Origin of the sequence: Actinomycetospora straminea (assembly GCF_028737255.1) — a bacterium.
GTDB lineage: Bacteria > Actinomycetota > Actinomycetes > Mycobacteriales > Pseudonocardiaceae > Actinomycetospora > Actinomycetospora straminea.
In genome coordinates this window covers 1-18548 of record NZ_JAQZAN010000030.1, presented here as the reverse complement: position 1 = coordinate 18548, position 18548 = coordinate 1, and the positions used below count along the sequence as shown (strand labels likewise).

The following is an 18548-nucleotide window of genomic DNA, read 5'->3' as shown; positions in this document are numbered from 1 at the left end:
GGTCAGTACGAGGACGGCAGGCCGAGGCTGTGCTGCGCGACGAAGTTCAGCACCATCTCGCGGCTCACCGGTGCGGTCTTGAGCATGCGCGCGAGGAACCACAGGTCGGCGAGCCCGTACTCGAGCGCGAGGCCGTTGCCGCCGTGGGTCTGCATGGCCTGGTCGAGCGCGCGCAGTGACGCGTCGGCGGCGGCGAACTTCGCGATGTTCGACGCCTCGGCCGCGTCCTGCCCGGCGTCGAAGAGCTCCGCCGCGCGCGCCGCCATGAGCCGCGCCTGCGCGACGCCGATGTAGGCCTCGGCGAGCGGGTGCGCGACGCCCTGGTGCGCGCCGATCGGCACGCCCTTCCACACCGTGCGCTGGTTCGCGTACGTCGCGGCCTTCTCCAGCGCGTACAGCGCGATGCCGGTGCTGATCGACGCCGCGGTGATGCGCTCCGGGTTGAGCCCGGAGAACACCTGGCGCAGGCCGTTCCCGTCGTCGCCGATGAGCGCCTCGGGGCCGACGGGCACGTCGTCGAACCACACCGTGAACTGGTGCTCGGGCTGCACCAGCGCCGCCTCGATCGGCTGCCACGTCAGGCCGGGGGAGTCGGTGGGGACGACGAACAGGCTCAGTGGCCGGCGCTTGCCGGTTTCTTCGGCGGACCCGCTGCGGGCGACGACGAGGATCGCGTCGGCCTCGTCGACCCCGGAGGTCCAGTACTTGGTGCCCGACAGCCGCCAGCCATCACCATCGGCGTGCGCGGCCGTGGTGATCTCGTGGGAGTTCGACCCGGCGTCGGGCTCGGTGATCGCGAACGCCATCTTGACCGAGCCGTCGGCGATGCCGGTCAGCCAGCGGCGGTTCATCTCGTCGGACGCGTGGCGGGCCAGGATCGTGCCGCAGATGGCCGGCGAGATGACGGTCATGAGCAGCGGGCAGCCCGCGGCGGACGCGGCCTCGACCACCACCGACAGGTCGCCGAGCGTGCCGCCGCCCCCGCCGTACCGCTCGGGCAGGTGCACGCCCAGGAAGCCGTTCGCGCCGAGGTCCTTCCACAGCGCGGTCGGCTCCTCGTGGGCACGGGCGCGCGCGACGAAGTAGTCGTGGCCGTAGCGGCCGACGAGCCCGGAGACGGCCTCGCGCAGCGCGGCGCGCTCGTCGGTCTCGGGGACGATCGAGGAGGTGTTCACGCGGACTCCCGGGCTCGGTTTCTCATCGAGAATAAAAACTGCTCGCGCTCGTGTCTACGGCATCGACGAGCCACCACCGACGGCGATCACCTGGCCGGTCACCTGCCGGGCCGCCCGCGGCGAGGACAGCCACACGACCGCGTCCGCGACGTCGCCGGGCGTGGTCAACCGCCGCAGCGGCTGCTGCTTCACGACCGAGGCGACCTGGTCGTCGTCGAACAGCGCGTCGCGCCCGCCCGCCCACAGGCTCGTCCCGCCGACGCCGCCCTCCTCGGGGAGCACGAGCCCGGGGCACACCACGTTCGACCGGATCCCGCGGCGTCCCTGCTCCCGGGCGGTGGTGCGCGCCAGCGCGATGAGCCCGGCCTTCGTCGTGCCGTAGACGCCCTGGCGGATCGCACCGAACGCGGCGTCGCTGGAGATGAACACGATCGACCCCGCGCCGGCCTCGCCCATCGGGCCCAGGGCGGCCTGCGTGCAGTCGATCGCCGTGTACAGGTTGGTCTCGATCGTGCGCTGCCACAGGGCGCGGTCGGTCTGCTCGGTGAGGAAGCCCGGCACGCTCCAGCCGGCGTTGTTCACCAGCGCGTCGACGCCGCCCCACCGCGCCACCGCCGCACCGACGACCCGCCCGCCCGCGCCGTCGTCGGTCAGGTCGACCTCGAGCACCTCGAGCGCCGACGCCCCGAGCGCGAGGCCCTCCTCGCGCACCCGCGCGGCCTGGGCGCCGTCGCGGTCGACGAGCAGGATGCGCGCGCCCTCGCGGGCGAACCCGTGCACGATGCCGCGGCCGATGTTCGACGCGCCGCCGGTGACGACGACGCGGGCGTCGGCGAGCGAGAGATCCACGGTCCCTCCCGTGTACGGTTAATCCGTATTAGAAATCAGCGAGGAGGGTACCGGTGGGCGAGCAGCTGGTGGGGTCCGGACCGGTGCTGCTCGACGTCGACGACCGGGGCGTCGCGCGGCTGCGGCTCAACCGCCCGGAGGCCTCGAACGGCCTCGACGTCGACCTGCTGCGCGCGTTCCACGACGCCGTCATGGCCTGCCACGCGCGTCCCGGCCTGCGCGTGCTCGTGATCTCCGGCGAGGGGAGGCACTTCTGCGCGGGCGGCGACGTCAAGACGTTCGCGAGCAAGGGCACCGGGCTCCCGGACTACCTGCGCGAGGCCACCGCGCGGCTGCAGATGGTCGTGCAGGCGCTGCTCGCGCTGCCCGCGCCCGTGGTGGCGTCGGTGCACGGGTTCGCCGCCGGCGGCGGGGGCTTCGGGCTGGTGTGCGCGGCGGACCTCGTCGTCGCCGCCCAGTCCGCGCAGTTCCTCGGCGGCGCGACGCGCGTGGGCATGGCGCCGGACGCGGGCGCGACGGTGACGCTCCCGGCGCTGGTGGGGCTGCGCAGGGCGATGGAGATCGCACTGACCAACCCCGTGCTCACCGCCGCCGAGGCCCTCGACGCCGGCATCCTCACCGCGGTCGTGCCCGACGACGAGCTCGCCGCGCGCACCGACGAGCTCGTCGACCGCCTCGCCGCCGGCGCCCCGCAGGCGCTCGCGGCGACCAAGCGCCTGCTGTGGTCCGGGATCGGGTCGCGCGTCGAGGCGCAGCTGGGCGAGGAGGCGCGCACGGTCGCCGAGCTCTCGGGCACCGCCGACGCGCGCGAGGGTCTGGACGCGGTGATCGAGCGGCGCGCGCCCCGCTTCAGCGGCGGGTAGACAACCCCCGTCGCACGACGTGCTGGGTCGTCGCGACGACGTCCTCCAGCGACCCGCGCTCGGGGTTCCACCACTCCGGCGCCCAGTTCAGCGCGCCGAGCACGAGCATGCGCGCGGCGCGCGCGTCGACGTCGGCGGTCAGCTCGCCCGCGGCGACGGCGTCCTCGACGAGCCCGCGCCACACGTCGGCGTACGCGCGCTGACCGACGAGCTGGCGCTCGCGGATGTCGGCGGGCAGCTGCGCGGCGTTGCGGATCGCGGCGAGCGAGAACTCCGACCGGCGCAGCACCACCTCGAGGTGCGCGGCGATCGCGCCGTCGATCCGGTCGAGTGCGGAGGCGTCCTCGGGCAGCGCCGCCAGCGACGCGACGACGTGCTCGAGCGTCGCTTGCTGCCCGACGGTGACGACCTCGGCGAGCAGGTCCTCCCGCGAGGGCCAGTAGTAGTAGACGGCCGGCGCCTGCACCTCGGCGACCTCGGCGACGTCGACCAGCCGCGTGCCCGCCCAGCCCTTCCGGCTGAGCACCTGCGCGGCCGCGGCCAGGATCCGCTCGCGCGTGCGGGCGGACTTCCGTCCCGACGTGGGGCTGCCGTCGGCCGACGGCCGGACGGTCTGCTCCCGGGGCACGGCGCGATCCTAGGGCTCGTCGAGCGACTCCCGGGCCGGTCCGCGCTCCGCGTCGCGCCACCGGTGCGCCGACGGGTCGAGCAGCGCGCGCATCCAGCTCTCCGGCGCCCACACGATCGACTCCAGCTCGAGCGCGTCGAGGTGGCGCACGGTGCCGGTGCGCAGGTCCTCGAGGCGCAGGCGCGTGCCGTTGCCGCGGTCGTCGACCGACACCGACACCGTCGCGAACTCGTTGGCGACGACCCCGAGCTCGTCCATCACAGGAGGAACGACATCGTGGGGAGGGCGCGGTCGGCGTCGACCAGCACCACGGTCTTCGCGGCCATCCGCAGCTCCCCGTCGACCCGCCGCAGGTGGTGCGTCACGCGCCCGACCCACCACGTCGTCCCGCGGTCGCGCGACTCGAGGACCTGGACGACGGAGCCGACCACGGTGTCGCCCCCGTCGGCGCCGAGGACCTCCACGTTCGTCACCGACCGGCACAGCCGCGACGGCGGGCGCTGCGAGTGCCGGCGCCCGGTCTGCAGCTGCTTGATGCGGGTGGCGATCCGCCCGCGGTTGTCGAAGACGATCGACATGTGGGTGCGCGGGTCGGCGTCGGGATCGACGGGCACGTGGTAGACCGCGTCGTCGGTCCAGAGTGCCTCCCACTCCTCGAGCGCGAACGCGTCGGCGAGCCGCGCCTCGCGGTAGAGGAACTGCTCGGCCTCGCGGAGGTCGACGGTCACGGCGGTCGTCACGTCATCAGCTCCCGGTAGTGCCGCCACATCGCGCGCATCGACGTCTCGTCGGTGGCGGTGCCGATCGTGTGGCCGTCGTCGTCGACGCGCTCGCGGTGCAGTCCGCGCGTGAGGTCCAGCCACTCGGGCTGCCGCTGCGCGACACCGCGCTGGTTGCGCTCGTACATCTCCGCGTCGTCGGCCAGCAGCATCCCGGCCGGTCCGACGGAGCCGACGCACTGGGTGACGAGACGCCGGTTGAGGTCGGGGGCGCCCGCGAACTGGATGGCGGTGACGTGCTGGACGGTGCGGTCGACCGCCAGCGGCTGGATCTGGAAGAGCTGGATCTCCGCGACGAACAGGTTCGGGAAGATCATGACGTGCGGCGAGCCGTTGATCATGATCTCGTCCGCGGTCTCCGACCCGTAGGTGGCGCGCATCGCGGCGACGTAGTCCGGGATCTTCGCCTCGGGCGTGCCGGCCCAGCCCATCGGGACGCCGAGGCGGCGGAACTCGGGGCTGAGGTCGTTCTCGGTGTGCCCGCCGCCGAGCGCGCGCGTCACCGCCGTCGACTTGTCGCTGTAGAGCGCGCCGATGCCGCTGCCGGAGATCGAGAAGATCGACGAGTGGACGAACTGCGGGTGGTAGCCGTCGGTCTCGTTCTCGACGAGCATCTTCCAGTTCGCGGTGACCTCGTGCTTGACCCAGCCCGCGGTCAGCTCGACCTCGCCCTCGGGCGAGAGCCGGCACAGGCGGTCGAGACGCTCGGCGGCCGCGCCGAGGTGCTCGCGCAGCGTCGGGCCGTCGACCGCCAGGCTCGCGAAGACGAAGCCGCGGTAGGACTCGACGCGCGGCACGACGCCGAGTCCCGGCAGCTCGGCACGGGCGCGGGAGCCGCCGTAGCCCTGGTTGAACGGGAAGCCGAGCAGGTCGCCCGTGTTCGCGAACGTCCACCCGTGGTAGGGGCACCGGAACGACCCGGCGTTGCCACGGTCGGCGTCGCACACGAGGTTGCCGCGGTGCGAGCAGCGGTTGTGCAGGACGTGGATCGCGCCGGTCTTGTCGCGGGTCATGACGACCTGCTGCGGGCCGATCGTCTTGCGCACGTAGTCGTTCGGCTCGGGCACCTCGCTCGCGTGCCCGACGTAGACCCACGTCGCGTACCAGATGCGCTCGAGCTCGCGGGCGTAGACGTCCGGGTCGGTGTAGATCGAGCCGTGCACGCGGTCGGGGAGGACCAGCGAGCGGATGCGGTCGGCCAGCGGGTCGGTGCGGGCCGGGTCGACGTCGACGGTGGTCACGGTGTCCCCTCCGTTCCGGAGCCTCCCGCGACGCGCGTCCGTCCGCGGCCCCGGAAGTGCGGACGTCGGCGCTCGACGAACGCGGTGATCCCCTCGCGGGCGTCGTCGGTCGCGCCCGTGGCGGTCATGCGGCGGGTCTCCTCGGCGAGCTGGGCGGCGAGGTCGTTGTCCTGGCTCGCGAGCAGGAGGCGCTTCACGTGCCCGAACGCCTGGGTCGGGCCGGCGGCGAGGGTCGTGGCGGTCTCGTGGGCCCGCGCGGCGAGCCCGTCGGCCGGCACGACCTCGGTGACGAGCCCGGCCTCGAGCGCCTCGGGGGCGGTCAGCACGCGGTTGAGCAGGAACATCTCCTGGGCGCGCCGCATCCCGACCAGGCGCGGCAGGTACCAGGTGTTCGCCCCGTCCGACGCCAGCCCGATCGCGCCGTAGCCGACGGCGAACTTGGCGTCCTCGGCGGCGACGACGATGTCGCTGACGTGCGCGAGGCCCAGCCCGCCGCCGGCGAGCGCGCCGTGCACCGCGCACACCACCGGCGCGTCGAGCGTGGCGAGCCGGTCGAGCGTCACGTGGTAGCGGTCGATGATCCAGCGCAGCCGCTCGGGGATCGCGTCGGCGGCGTCGGCGAAGAACGCGAGGTCGCCGCCGACCGAGAGGGTGCGGCCGGTGCCGCGGAGCAGGACCGCGCGGACCTCCGGGTCGTGCGTCACGCGGAAGGTGGCCTCGTCGAGGTCCTCGACCATCGTCGGGTCGATCGCCCCGCCGGCCTCGGGGCGGTCGAGCTCGATGGTCGCGAGGCCGTCGGTGACGTCGTAGCGGACGACGCGCAGCGCGCGCTGCCCGGCCGGCGTGCCGCGCGTGGCGCCGGCCCAGCGCGCGCTGTCGGTGTACTGGCGCAGCGACGCGATCCGCCCGTCGTCGGTGAAGGTCAGGACGTGCGCGAACGCGGCGTCGAGCTCCCGTCCGCCGTCGCGCGCGGTGCCGACGTAGCGGCCGAGGACGACGAGCCCGCCGTCGGCGAGCGCCAGGAACTCGGCGGGCTCGGCACGGGCGCGGTAGTGCCGCCCGATCGCCCACCAGAAGTCGCGGATCATCGCGTCGGCGCCGTCGTGCGTCCCGCCGAGCCCGAACGGCAGGCCCTCGGTGGCCTCGCCGGCGAACGCCGGGTCCAGGATCGCGTCGAGCGCCTTCCGGTCGCCCGTGGCCAGCGCGTCGTAGAGCAGCCGGGCGTTCTTCTCGTGCGACTCCATCCGGGCCTCCCGTTCTTCTAATGTGGATTCAAACATGCGCCGACCGAGGAGTCACCGTGTCCGACGACCCCGTGCTGGCCCGGATGGACGGGGACGTCGGGCACGTCGTCCTGAACCGCCCGCACGCCCGCAACGCCATCACGGTCGCCCTGGCGGACGGGCTGCACGACGCGCTCGTCGACCTCGCGGCGCGGGCGCGCGTGATCGTCGTGCGCGGCGCCGGCGGGCACTTCTGCGCGGGCGGCGACGTCGACGAGGTGACGCGGCTGCGCGCCGCGGGCGGGGACGCGCTGCGCGGGCTCTTCGACGCCTTCCACCGTGCGTGCTCGGTGGTGGCGACGCTGCCGGTGCCGGTGGTCGCGGCCGTCGAGGGATCGGCGACGGCGGGCGGCTTCGAGTTCGTGCAGGCCGCCGACGTGGTGGTGGTGCGCGACGACGCCGTGCTCGCGGACCACCACGCGCGCCTCGGGCAGGTGCCGGCGGGCGGCGGCTCGCAGCGGCTGCCGCGGCTGCTCGGGCCGCAACGCGCGCTGACCCACATCCTGCTCGGCGAGCGGCTCTCCGGCGCCGAGGCGGTGGCGCTGGGCCTGGCGTGGCGCAGTGCGCCGGCGGAGGGGTTCGAGGCGCTGGTGGAGGACGTCGTCGCGCGGCTGCGGCGGGGCGACCCGGGCGCGGCGGCGCGGACGAAGCGGCTGGTGCACGAGGGCCTGCGCCTGCCGCTCGAGGACGGACTGGCGCGCGAGACCGAGGTGGTGCTGGAGCACCTCGCCGACCCGGCGGTGAGCGAGCGCCTGGCCCGGTTCCGCGCCCGGTGATCGTGTCGTCGTGTACGCGCGGTAGCCGCCCGACCACGGAACTGGCGGTGGTCGGGGTCACGCCCGCTCCGTATTCTTCTCGCGACTAAAAAACGGGGGATGCGGCCCGGGGAGTGGTGCGTGATGGGTGCGAGCCTCGACGAGCGACGCGAGGCGCTGCGGGCGCGGTTCGCGACGTGGACGCCGATGACGCTGCACGAGCGGCTCGCGCGCTGCGCCGCGGAGTTCGGCGACCGCCCGATGGTGATCACCGACGACCGCACGGTGAGCTACGCCGACGTCGAGGCGTGGACGGGGCGCCTGGCCGACGGCCTCGTCGCGCTGGGCGTGCGCCCGGGCGACCGGGTCGGGCTGGTGATGGCGAACTACGTCGAGTTCGTGCCGCTGAAGTTCGCGATCTCGCGGGCCGGCGCGGTCGCCGTCCCGTTCAACTACCTCTACCGCACCGAGGAGCTGCGCTACGTCCTCGAGCAGTCGCGGGCCACCCTGCTGATCACCATGACCGGGTTCGCCGGGCTCGACCACCTCGGGATGCTCGACGAGATCGCGCCGGGCTGGGACCGCGGCGAGCAGGACGCGCTGCCGGAGCTGCGCGGGGTCGTCACGCTGTCCACCGACGGACGTTCGCGCGCGGGTGTGGGCTCGGTGGAGGAGCTGGAGCAGCTCGGGCGCGAGCACCCCGGTGGCAGCGCCGACCGTGGTGCCGCACCCGACGACGTCGCCGACATCCTCTACACCTCGGGCACCACCGGCTCGCCGAAGGGCGTGCTCATCACCCACGACGCGAGCCAGCGCACCGGCTACGCGTCGGCGCTGACCCGGGCGTTCGAGGACGGGCGGCGCATCCTGTTCTCGCTGCCCTGCTACCACATGTTCGGCTACGTCGAGGGCCTCATGGCGGCGATGATGGTCGGCGGCGCGATCGTCCCGCAGACCGCGTTCGACCCCGGCCGCTACCTCGAGGGCATCGAGCGCCACCGCGCCACCGACATCCTGTGCGTGCCGACGATGACCGTCGCGATCCTCGAGCACCCCGACCTCGTCACCCGCGACCTCTCCAGCCTGCGCGCCATCCTCTCCGGCGCGGCGCCGGCGCCGGTGTGGCTGTGGGAGAAGGTCCGCGACACCCTCGGCGTCGACGAGATCGTCACCGGCTACGGCATGACCGAGCAGGGCGGGGCGATGACGCTCACGCTGCCCGAGGACCCCTTCGAGCGGCTCTCGGGCACCGTCGGGCGGGTCAAGCTCGCGGGGTCGGCCGGCCTCCCGGAGAGCTCGGGTGATCGGGTGGGCGACCTCACCGAGTACCGCACGATCGACGTCGTGACCGGCGAGCCGCTGCCGCCGGGCGCGGAGGGCGAGCTCGCCGCGCGCGGGCCGACGAACATGCTCGGCTTCTGGGGCAAGCCCGAGGAGACCGCGACGGCCCTCGACGACGAGGGGTGGGTGCGCTCGGGCGACCTCGGCTACCTCACCGAGGACCGCTACGTCGTGCTCACCGGGCGCAGCAAGGAGCTCTACAAGTCCGGCGGCGAGCTCGTCATGCCCAAGGAGGTCGAGGAGGTCCTCTCGCGCCACCCGGGCGTCAGCCAGGCGTTCGCCGTCGGGGTCGCGGACGACCGCTGGGGCGAGATCGGCGTGGCCTGCGTGGTGCCGAAGGCGGGTGCGGCGGTCACGGCCGACGACCTCATCGCGCTGTGCCGCGAGCAGCTCGCGCGGTTCAAGGTGCCGCGGCGCGTGGTGTTCCTCGACGCCACGGACCTGCCGACCACGCCGACCGGCAAGGTGCAGAAGTTCCGGCTGGCCGAGCTGGTGGCCGAGCAGCCCGAGTCCCGGTCCGAGTCCCGGTCCCAGCCCGCCCCGGCCTAGCGCAGCGCCGCCACCGGGAACCGCGCCGCGATCGCGTCGACCACCAGCGCGGCGGTCTCGGCGCACGCCGTGGTGCCGCCGTTCGCGTACTGCTTCACCGCGTCGCCGACGTTCCAGAGGTTCGCGAGCGGCGTCGTGTGCGGCAGGTCGTGGCCGGCGACGGCGCGCTGCGGCGGCCAGGCGTCGCGCCACACCGTCGTCGCCAGGACGCGGGCGCCGTCGAAGCCCGGGATCTGGTCGTGGAGGTCGGCGTGGAGCAGCTCGAGCTCCTGCTCCGCGTCGAACGCGGCCGTCGCGGGCTCGGGCACCGACGTGCCGTTGTAGAGGTGCCAGCCCTCGGGCGCCATCTCCGGGCAGGTCGCGGTGAAGTTGGCGACGTAGCACATGCGCCGGGTGGTGGCGAAGCTCAGCAGCCCGGGCGCGGAGACGAGGGGCTCCCGGCTCGCGAAGTCCACGACGAGCATCGCGCAGGGCGTGGTGTCGACGGTCGCTGCGTAGTCGGCGGGCAGGCGGTCGCGCCCGACGAGGTCCGCGGTCGCGGCGGGCCCGGCGTCGCTGACCGCGACCCGGCACGACACCGACACCTCGCGCCCGTCCCGGACGACGGTGGCGCCGACGACCGTGCCGTCCTCGCCGACCTCGAGCGCGCGCACCTCGCTGGACAGCCACACCTCGCCCCGCCCCGTGCCCTCGACGGCGTCGGCGAGCGCGCGCCACACCCCGATGGTGCCCTCGGGGCAGAAGCCGAACTTCTTGAACGCGCTGCGCCGGGTGAAGTAGGTGAGGAACACCGCGGCCGGGAGGTCCTCGGACGACACGGCGAAGATCGACGCGCACATGTTGCGGAAGATCCCGTGGACCTTCTCGTTGGTCGTGTACCGGCGCACCCAGTCGGCGGTGGAGAGCTCCCCGTCGGGCAGGCCGTCGTCGGTGCGCGCGGCACCGAGACCGTCGAGCAGCTTGGCGCCCTGGCGCGTGAGCTTCGAGAGCAGGAACCCCCACCCGCCGCCGGTGACGTCGACGTCCCTGCCCCCGAGGCGGTAGAGGACCGGCGGCGTGGCGGGGCGCACGTCGAAGCGCGCGCCGACCTCGGCGAACGTCTGCTCGGTGATGCCGCCGGTCTCGATGACGATCGCGCCCTTGTTCACCGTGAAGCCGTCGACGACCTCGCTCGACGCACGGCCGCCGACCCGGTCGAGGCGCTCCACCACCAGCGTGCGGTAGCCGCGGTGGGCCAGCCGCGCGGCGGCGAACAGCCCGCCGGCGCCCGCGCCGATCACCAGGACATCGACGTCGTGCTGCTCCATGGGTCCGGATCGTTGCCCACGCCGGCGATTTTTTCTAGTCTGGATTCAAGAACGGGGAGGTGGCTCGTGCACGTCGGGATGGGACTGTTCTTCCAGGGCCTGGAGGACGGGCGCGACGACCACGACGTCGTCCGCGGCGGGCTCGCGCTGGCCGACCAGGCCGAGCCGCGCGGCTTCGGCTCGATCTGGACCGCCGAGCACCACTTCACGCGGTACCACATGATGCCGAACCCGGTGCAGCTGTTGACCTACCTCGCGGGCCGCACGACGACCGCGCGCCTGGGCACGATGGTCGTGGTGCTGCCGTGGCACGACCCGGTGCGGGTGGCCGAGGAGATCGCGTGGCTGGACTCCGTGTCCGGCGGACGGGTGGTGCTCGGGCTGGGGCGCGGACTCGGGTCGATCGAGTTCGACGGGTTCCGGCTCGAGATGGGGGAGTCGCGGCAGCGGTTCGTCGAGTACGCGACCGCGATCTCGGGGGCGCTCGAGACCGGGGCGATCGAGGCCGACGGTCCGCTCTACCGCCAGCCGCGCGCCGAGCTGCACCCGCCGGCGTTGACCACGTTCCGCGGGCGGACGTACGCGTCGGCGGTGTCGCCGGAGTCCGCGAAGATCATGGCGACGCTGGGCTACGGGCTGATGCTCATCGCGCAGAAGCCGTGGGAGGTCACCGTCCGCGAGACCACGGAGTACCGCGAGCTCTTCCGGGACCTCCACGGTGTCGACCCGCCGGCGCCGGTGCTCGTCAACTTCACGACCGTCGACCCCGACCCGGTCCGCGCCCGCGAGCTGCACGACGAGTACGCCACGGCCTACGCGCGCTCGACGATCGACCACTACGCGTTCACCGACGCCCGCCTCGAGCACGTCCCGGGCTACGAGTACTACGCGGGCCTGCGCCGCAACATCGCCAAGCACGGGCTGCCGGCGTTCAACCGCTTCCTCGCCGACCTGCAGATGGGCGGCACCCCCGACGAGCTCGTCGAGCAGACCGTGGAGCGGGTGCGCGCCCTCGACGCCGACGGGGTGGTCAACCTCTTCGCGTTCGGCGGCATGCCCCAGCACGTCGCGCAGCGGGCGCTCGACGTCTACAGCGAGCAGGTGCTGCCGCGCCTGGCCGCGGTCGACGTCCACCGCGACATCGGCGCGCCGGCTCAGAGCGCGTACCCGCCGTCGACGTCGACGGTCTGACCCGTGATCCAACCCGCCCGCGACGACACGAGGAACGCGACCACCTCGGCCACGTCGTCGACGGAGCCGAACCGGCGCAGCGCGAGGTTGCGGCGCGCGGTGTCGAGCAGCTCGTCGGTGTAGTCGCCGCGCGCCACGAGCTCGCGCCACATGCCCTCGCCCTCGATCAGCCCGACGCCGACGCAGTTGGCGCGCACCCCGAAGCGGCCCTCCTCGGCGGCGATCGCGCGCACGGTGGCGGCGACGCCCGCCTTCGGTGCCGACGAGAGCGCGTCCTTCTTCGCGTAGCGCTCGATGGCGGGCGTCGTGAGGGCGACGATGCTGCCCCGCGTCTCGCGCAGCACCGCGAGGGCGGGGTGGAACAGGTTGTAGGCCGCGACGGTGTCGCCGAGGACCTGCTCGCGGAAGAGATCCGGCGTGATCGACGAGAGGTAGCGCATCGGGATGTGCGGACCCGCCGCGTAGATCACCGCGGTCGGCGGCTCGGGCGTGGCGGTGCGCACGACCTCGGCTGTCGCGGCGGCGTCGGTGAGGTCCAGGGCGACGGTGACCGCACGGCGTCCGGCGTCCTCGACCTCGCGGGCGGCGTCGGCCGCCGCGTCCGGTCGCGACCGGTAGGTCAGCGCCAGGTCCCAGCCGTCGGCGGCGAGCCGGCGACCGATCGCCCGCCCGATGCCGCCGGACCCACCCGCCACCAGCGCCCACGGTCCGCCCACCCCGCGAGGCTAGATCGCGGGGGACCGCTACACGGGCAGCGCCGTCGCCCCGACCGGTCGGCGGGCGACGAAGTGCGGGGTGTCGTCGCCGGGGTCGACGGGGTCGACCTGGTTCCACCCGCTGACGAACACGCCCTGCTCGGTGAGCACGCGCACGGCGACGGCCTGGGCCACGGCCGGGCGGACGCGTGGGGCGGCGCCCCGCGGGGCCAGGGGCATCGACCACGTGATGCGGCCCCTCCGACGGCACAGCAGCACCCAGCCGTCGCGGTAGGGCGGCGCCTCGCGCACGAGCTCGAACACCGTCGCGTCGTCGTCGCGCGGCGGTGCGGGTGCGGGCAGCGACGGCAGGCCGATGACGTCCAGATCCCGGTTGGTGATCATCTCGTGTCGTCCTCCCCGCCGCCGACCCTCGCCCGTCCCGCGCCCCCGGCGATACACAGCAGCCATGTATCGAATCGATCCAAACGTTATCCTTGCCACAGCAGCAAGGCAATACGTTCTGTATCAGTCCGGATGGTGATGATCGGAGCCGCGGCGGCAGGCGTCACCCGGATGGCGCAGCGTCCTGTTGCCACGGGTGAGAGCGGCTCGTCGTCGTCGGGATCGTGACGCCGCGCGGCGATACGACACGTTTGTGTATCGGTGCCCCCGGGCCACCTACAGGGCATGCCCCGCGCCGAGCAGGACCTCGAGCGGCCGCCATCCACCAACGGTGACGGTGCGGGTCACCCCACCGGGCGACCCCGCAACGCGGAGATCGACCGCCTCGTGCTGCAGGTGGCCCTGCGCCACCTGCGCAGCGACGGGCTCGCGGGCCTGTCGGTCGCGGCGATCGCCGAGGAGGCCGGCACCACGCGCGCCGCGGTGTACCGCCGCTGGTCGGGCCGGGTCGAGCTCGCCCTCGCGGCCCTCGCGACGGTCGACGACGGCGGACCCGTGCCCGCGTCCGGCGACCCGTTCGCCGACCTCGTGGCCGAGCTCGCCCGCCTCCGGCGCTTCGTGGTGGAGCACGACGCCACCGCGCTCGTCGCGATCGCGCTGGTGGGGGACACCGACGCCCGCGTGCGCGAGCAGATCCGTCACCGGCTCGTCGACCCGTGGCGCGAGCGCCTGCGCGCGTGCCTGCGCGCCGGGATCGACTCCGGCGCCCTGCGCGCGGCGGCCGACCACACGACCGCCGAGGACCTGCTCACCGGCTCGTGGCTCGCGCACGCCGTGCGCGGCGAGGTGCTCCCCGAGGACTGGGCGCCCCGCGCGGCCGCGATGGTGTGGGCCGGGTGCGGGGGCGTCCCGGGCGAGACCCGGCAGCGCTGAGGTCGAGCCGGCACGCCGCACCGATCAGGTGATCGAGTCGTGGGCACGCCCTGCCGATGTCCGTGGCATGACCGTTTCCCACGATCTCGCCCCGCTCGACGGCACGGGCGTGCGCGCCGGCGTGGCGCAGGTGCGCGCCGCGATCGCCGACGGCTCCCTGCACCACCACGCGCCCGCGGAGATCCCCGCCGGGCGCCGGTCGCGCGCGGTCGAGGTCGTGCGGGCGTGGGCCGCCGGCGAGGACGCCGAGGCGCAGCGCCGGCACTGCGGGGTGTGCGCGACCTGGCCGGTCGCGCCCCGCAGCGCCGGCTGAGCAGCGCCGGCTGAGCAGCGCCGGTCGAGCATCGCCGGTCGAGCAGCGCCGCTCAGACGTCGACCGACGCCGCCTCCGGGTCGGCCGACGCGCCCCGCACCGGCAGGTCGGCGAAGAACGACGGCGGCTCGGTCCACGGGTCGGCGGGGGAGCCGGCCTCGGCGTCCCGGATCGCGCGCCACACCCGGTCGGGCGTGAGCGGCATGTCGACGTGGCGCACCCCGAGCGGGGCGAGGGCGTCGATGACGGCGTTCTGCACCGCCGGCGTGGACCCGATCGTCGCCGCCTCGCCGATGCCCTTGGCGCCCAGCGGGTTGTAGGGCGTCGGGGTCTCGGTGGACGACGCCTCGTAGCTCGGCACCTCGGCCGCCGTGGGCAGGAGGTAGGCCGCGAACGTGCCCGAGGTCGGGTTGCCGTCGGCGTCGTAGGAGAAGCCCTCCCACAGCGCCTGCGAGATGCCCTGCGCGAGCCCGCCGTGCTGCTGCCCGGCGACGAGGGTCGGGTTGAGCACGGTGCCGCAGTCGTCGACGGCGACGTGGCGCACGGGCGTGACCCGGCCGGTGTCGAGGTCGGCCTCGACGACCGAGACGTGCGCGCCGAACGGGTAGGTCGCGCCGGGCTGGGCCTCGTCGCGGACCTCCGCCAGCGACACACCCTGATCGCCGGCCGCGGCGGCCACCTCGCGCCACGACAGCATCCGGTCCGGGACGCCCGCGACCCCGAGGCCGCCGTCGACCGCGGTGATGTCGTCGGCGTCGGCCTCCAGCGCGGCGGCGACCACCTCGCGAGCCCGCTCGAGCACGGTGTCCGCGGCGACGAGCACGCTCGACCCGGCGAGCTGCAGCGAGCGCGAGCCGCCCGTGCCGCCCCCGCGCGGGACCGCCGCGGTGTCCGACTGCACGAACCGCACCTGCTCCATCGGGATGCCGAGCCGGTCGGCGACGATCATCGCGAACGACGTCGCGTGCCCCTGCCCGTGCGCCGAGGTGCCCACCGACACCGTCGCGCCGCCGTCGTCGTCGACGCGGACCGACCCGTACTCGGACCCGCCGCCACCGGCCGTGACCTCGACGTACACCGCGAGCCCGATGCCCAGCGCCACCCGGTCGCCGCGCTCGCGCCGCTCCGCCTGCTCGCGGCGCAGCGCCTCGTACCCGGACGCGCGCAGCGCCTCGTCGAGGGCGCGGGCGTAGTCGCCGGAGTCGTAGAGCGAGCCGGTCTGCGTGGTCAGCGGGAACTCGTCGGGCTGCAGGAAGTTCTTGCGGCGCAGCTCGGCGGGGTCGATGTCGAGCTCGTGCGCGGCCATGTCCACCAGCCGCTCGAGCATCGCCGCGGCCTCCGGGCGCCCGGCCCCGCGGAACGCGCCCATCGGCGTCGTCGTGGTCAGCACCGCGGCGCCGTCGTAGGCGACCGTCGGGATGCGGTAGACGCCCTGGGCCATGTTGCGGGTCGGGCCGAGGGTGAGCGCGCCGCCGAACCCGGCGTAGGCCCCCGCGTCACCGACCACCCGCGCGCGCAGCCCGACGATCGTCCCGTCGCGGCGCAGGCCGAGCTCGCCGTACTGCACCTGGCCGCGGCCGTGCGGCATGGCGGTGAGGTTCTCCGAGCGCGTCTCGGTCCACGTCACGGGTCGGCCCAGCTGCCGCGCCGCCTCGACGACCACCGCGTGCTCCGGCGCCAGACCCGCCTTGCCGCCGAACCCGCCGCCGACGTGCGGGGCGATCACCCGCACCCGCTCGCTGTCCCAGCCCCACTGCGCGGCGACCTGGTTGCGCAGGCCGTGCGGCATCTGCGTGGAGACGTGGACGGTCATGTCGTACGGCTGGTCGGCGGCCCCGGGCGTCGCGGTCACCGCGTTGCCCTCCATCGGGGCGACGGCCAGGCGCTGGTTGACGATCCGCGCGCGCACCACGACGTCGGCGCCCTCGAACGGCCGGACGTCGTCGGGGTCGCGGAACCCGGCGGCGAGGTTGGTGCCGAGCTCCTCGAACTGGAGCGGGGCGCCGTCGGCGAGCGCGGCCTCGGGGTCGACGACGGGCTCGAGCGGGTCGTAGTCGATCTCGACGAGCTCGGCGGCGTCGACGGCCTCGGCGCGGGTCGTCGCGATCACCGCGGCCACCATGTCGCCGACGAAGCGCACCTTGCCGCGGGCCAGCAGCGGCCGCGCGCAGGCGTCGTTGAGCACCATGAACGGGCGGTGGTCGGGGATCGCGGTCATGTCCTCGCCCGTGAGGACGGCGACCACGCCGGACGCCTCCCGGGCCTTCGCGACCTCGACCGACCCGAGGCGCGCGTGCGCCAGCGGCGAGCGGACGAAGACGCAGTGCAGCGCCCCGGAGGGCACGATGTTGTCGACGTACGTGGCGTGGCCACGGATCAGCTCCGGGTCCTCGACGCGTCGGACGGCCGTTCCCATGATCGAACCAGGCACGTCCCGACGGTAGGCCTTCGAGTAGGCTCGAACGCAAGCCCGGCGGGTACTCCCCGATCATGCCGCTGCCGCCGCCCACTCCCGACACCCGCGTCGTCGTCACCGGGGCGTCCTCCGGCATCGGCGCCGCCGTCGCGCGGGCCCTCGCGCACCGCGGCCACCCCACGACGCTCGTGGCCCGGCGGGAGGACGCCCTCACCGACCTCGCGGCCGAGCTGGGACCCGAGCACGAGGTGCACGCCGCGGACCTGGGCACCGACGCGGGGCTGGACGCCGCCCGCGCGCTGCTCGACGACGAGCGCGTCGTCGGCCTCGTCAACGCGGCCGGCTTCGGCGTCACCGGGCGCGTGGCCGAGCTCGCCGGCGACGCGGAGCAGCGGGCCGCGCTCGACGGCCTCGTGCGCCTCAACGTGCTGGCCCTGCACGACCTGACCGTCGCCGCCGTGGGGACCCTGACCCGGCGCGGACGGCCCGGCGCGATCCTCAACGTCTCGTCGATCACCGCGTTCCAGCCGCTGCCGGGCGCCGCGTCGTACGCCGCCAGCAAGGCGTTCGTGCAGTCGTTCTCCGAGGCGGTGCACGCCGAGCTCGCCGGCACCGGGATCACCCTCACCACCGTCAGCCCCGGCCTGACCCGCACCGGCTTCGCCGACGCGGCCGGCACCGACGCCTTCGACCAGGTGCCCGACCTGCTCGTCGGCGAGGCGCAGGACGTCGCCGAGGCCGGGGTCGAGGCGATGGCCCGCGGCGTCCGCAGCGTGACGCCGGGTCTGGTCAACCAGCTGACCGCGCTCGGCGGCCGGATCGCCCCGCGGACCCTGCTGCTGCCCGCCCTCGACGCCGGGATGCGCGCCTTCGACGCCTGAGCAGAAATCCTCGGGGGCTCCTGTCGAAAGGCTCCGGGGCCGTTCGACGCCGGGGTGCCAGCACCGCGCCGATCCCCTGGAGCCCCCGATGAGCACCCCGACCCGCGCCGGCCACGCCCCCCTCGGCGACCTGCGGATGTACTACGAGATCCACGGCGACGAGCACGCCGACGGCACGCCGCTGCTCCTGCTGCACGGTGGGCTGTTCGACATCGACCAGCAGTTCGGCGCGCTGCTCCCCGGGCTGACGGCGGGCCGGCAGGTGATCGCCGCCGACTTCCAGGGCCACGGGCGCACCAACGACCTCGACCGCCCGCTCTCGAGCGCCGCGCTGGCCGGCGACGTCGTCGCGCTCCTGGCGCACCTGGGCGTTCCGCGCGTGGACGTGTTCGGCTTCTCGATCGGCGGCGCGGTCACGCTGCAGCTCGCCGTGCACCACCCCGAGCTGGTACGGCGGATCGTCGTCTCGTCGGTGTCCTTCTCCTCCGACGGCATGCGCCCCGAGAACGCCGAGGCCGTCGGCGCGATGACCGTCGACATGATCGAGGGCACGCCGATGGCGGAGGCCTACCGCGCGAAGTCGCCGCACCCCGAGGGCCTGCAGGGGCTCCTCGACAAGCTCGGGGCGTTCGTCGACGACGGGTGGGACGACGAGCAGATCGCCGGCATCGCCGCCCCGACGCTGATCACCGTGGGGGACTGCGACGCGGTGCGTCTCGAGCACGCGGTGCGCTTCCTGCGCCTGCGCGGCGGCGACGTCAACGGCGACTTCGTCGGCGTCCCGGAGTCCCAGCTGGCGGTCCTGCCCGGGACCACGCACTTCTTCGGCCTCGCCCGCACCGCGCTCGTGCTGGAGATCGTGGCGCCGTTCCTCGACGCCTGACGGGGTGACGCTCCTATGGTTCGTCAAGTCTGTCGGGGGTCGGCTCGAGCTGGCGGTAGAG

General features: G+C 74.4%; 19 protein-coding genes. 8 read left to right on the top strand and 11 right to left on the bottom strand.

From position 1 onward, the window contains the following. Positions 1-2 precede the first annotated feature (2 nt). Together PH190_RS28195 and PH190_RS28190 are read right to left on the bottom strand one after the other, a co-directional pair. On the bottom strand, positions 3-1175 hold the full coding sequence (locus PH190_RS28195; protein ID WP_274234861.1) for an acyl-CoA dehydrogenase family protein: 1173 nt from the start codon (positions 1173-1175) through the stop codon (positions 3-5). 54 nt (positions 1176-1229) lie between these two features. Continuing rightward, positions 1230-2024 (bottom strand): SDR family NAD(P)-dependent oxidoreductase, encoded by a 795-nt coding sequence (locus tag PH190_RS28190; protein ID WP_274234860.1) that lies wholly within the window; start codon positions 2022-2024, stop codon positions 1230-1232. A gap of 53 nt (positions 2025-2077) precedes the next feature. Here PH190_RS28190 and PH190_RS28185 point away from each other — a divergent pair, with 53 nt between their 5' ends. Continuing rightward, a complete protein-coding gene (locus PH190_RS28185) occupies positions 2078-2887 on the top strand; it encodes an enoyl-CoA hydratase/isomerase family protein (protein WP_274234859.1) in 810 nt (269 codons plus the stop codon). Here PH190_RS28185 and PH190_RS28180 read toward each other — a convergent pair. Genes PH190_RS28180 through PH190_RS28160 form a run of 5 tightly spaced genes read right to left on the bottom strand, consistent with a single transcriptional unit; the run spans position 2874 to position 6779 of the window. Beyond that, on the bottom strand, positions 2874-3515 hold the full coding sequence (locus tag PH190_RS28180) for a TetR/AcrR family transcriptional regulator (RefSeq protein WP_274234858.1): 642 nt from the start codon (positions 3513-3515) through the stop codon (positions 2874-2876). The genes PH190_RS28185 and PH190_RS28180 overlap by 14 nt on opposite strands. A gap of 9 nt (positions 3516-3524) precedes the next feature. After that, complete coding sequence (locus PH190_RS28175; RefSeq protein ID WP_274234857.1) at positions 3525-3773, bottom strand: hypothetical protein; 249 nt, start codon at positions 3771-3773, stop codon at positions 3525-3527. Next, positions 3773-4255 carry an aromatic-ring-hydroxylating dioxygenase subunit beta gene (locus PH190_RS28170; RefSeq protein ID WP_274234856.1) on the bottom strand — a complete coding sequence of 161 codons (483 nt, stop codon included), beginning with the start codon at positions 4253-4255 and terminating at the stop codon, positions 3773-3775. The genes PH190_RS28175 and PH190_RS28170 overlap by 1 nt, the downstream gene beginning before the upstream one ends. Then, the gene (locus PH190_RS28165; RefSeq protein WP_274234855.1) at positions 4252-5535 is read right to left on the bottom strand and encodes an aromatic ring-hydroxylating oxygenase subunit alpha; all 1284 of its coding nucleotides are present in this window, start codon (positions 5533-5535) and stop codon (positions 4252-4254) included. Before PH190_RS28165 ends, PH190_RS28170 begins: the two co-directional genes overlap by 4 nt. Next, positions 5532-6779, bottom strand: coding sequence for an enoyl-CoA hydratase-related protein (locus PH190_RS28160; RefSeq protein WP_274234854.1), 1248 nt, complete (start codon positions 6777-6779; stop codon positions 5532-5534). The genes PH190_RS28165 and PH190_RS28160 overlap by 4 nt, the downstream gene beginning before the upstream one ends. A gap of 56 nt (positions 6780-6835) precedes the next feature. On the opposite strand from PH190_RS28160, the gene PH190_RS28155 reads away from it, so the two are divergent. Then, a complete protein-coding gene (locus PH190_RS28155) occupies positions 6836-7594 on the top strand; it encodes an enoyl-CoA hydratase/isomerase family protein (RefSeq protein WP_274234853.1) in 759 nt (252 codons plus the stop codon). Positions 7595-7717: 123 nt separating this feature from the next. Next, on the top strand, positions 7718-9463 hold the full coding sequence (locus tag PH190_RS28150) for a class I adenylate-forming enzyme family protein (protein WP_274234897.1): 1746 nt from the start codon (positions 7718-7720) through the stop codon (positions 9461-9463). Here PH190_RS28150 and PH190_RS28145 read toward each other — a convergent pair. Next, positions 9460-10770: a phytoene desaturase family protein gene (locus PH190_RS28145; RefSeq protein ID WP_274234852.1), complete on the bottom strand. Its 1311-nt coding sequence runs from the start codon at positions 10768-10770 to the stop codon at positions 9460-9462. The two genes, PH190_RS28150 and PH190_RS28145, sit on opposite strands and share 4 nt — an antisense overlap. Before the next feature lie 66 nt (positions 10771-10836). On the opposite strand from PH190_RS28145, the gene PH190_RS28140 reads away from it, so the two are divergent. Then, positions 10837-11961: an LLM class flavin-dependent oxidoreductase gene (locus PH190_RS28140; protein WP_274234851.1), complete on the top strand. Its 1125-nt coding sequence runs from the start codon at positions 10837-10839 to the stop codon at positions 11959-11961. On the opposite strand, the gene PH190_RS28135 is transcribed toward PH190_RS28140, so the two are convergent. Further along, positions 11925-12677, bottom strand: a complete 753-nt coding sequence (locus tag PH190_RS28135; protein WP_274234850.1) for an SDR family NAD(P)-dependent oxidoreductase — start codon at positions 12675-12677, stop codon at positions 11925-11927. The genes PH190_RS28140 and PH190_RS28135 overlap by 37 nt on opposite strands. 27 nt (positions 12678-12704) lie before the next feature. Continuing rightward, positions 12705-13061: a hypothetical protein gene (locus PH190_RS28130; protein ID WP_274234849.1), complete on the bottom strand. Its 357-nt coding sequence runs from the start codon at positions 13059-13061 to the stop codon at positions 12705-12707. A 285-nt stretch (positions 13062-13346) separates the two neighbouring features. Between PH190_RS28130 and PH190_RS28125 the strand changes: the two genes are divergently transcribed. Together PH190_RS28125 and PH190_RS28120 are read left to right on the top strand one after the other, a co-directional pair. Beyond that, positions 13347-13994: a TetR/AcrR family transcriptional regulator gene (locus PH190_RS28125; RefSeq protein WP_274234848.1), complete on the top strand. Its 648-nt coding sequence runs from the start codon at positions 13347-13349 to the stop codon at positions 13992-13994. 67 nt (positions 13995-14061) lie between these two features. Beyond that, positions 14062-14307 (top strand): hypothetical protein, encoded by a 246-nt coding sequence (locus tag PH190_RS28120; protein ID WP_274234847.1) that lies wholly within the window; start codon positions 14062-14064, stop codon positions 14305-14307. Between the two features lie 52 nt (positions 14308-14359). Here PH190_RS28120 and PH190_RS28115 read toward each other — a convergent pair whose 3' ends face one another. Continuing rightward, positions 14360-16738 carry a xanthine dehydrogenase family protein molybdopterin-binding subunit gene (locus PH190_RS28115; protein WP_274234846.1) on the bottom strand — a complete coding sequence of 793 codons (2379 nt, stop codon included), beginning with the start codon at positions 16736-16738 and terminating at the stop codon, positions 14360-14362. Positions 16739-16797: 59 nt separating this feature from the next. Between PH190_RS28115 and PH190_RS28110 the strand changes: the two genes are divergently transcribed. Then, positions 16798-17604, top strand: coding sequence for an SDR family NAD(P)-dependent oxidoreductase (locus PH190_RS28110; protein WP_274234845.1), 807 nt, complete (start codon positions 16798-16800; stop codon positions 17602-17604). Between the two features lie 88 nt (positions 17605-17692). Further along, the gene (locus tag PH190_RS28105) at positions 17693-18487 is read left to right on the top strand and encodes an alpha/beta fold hydrolase (protein WP_274234844.1); all 795 of its coding nucleotides are present in this window, start codon (positions 17693-17695) and stop codon (positions 18485-18487) included. Positions 18488-18548 lie beyond the last annotated feature (61 nt).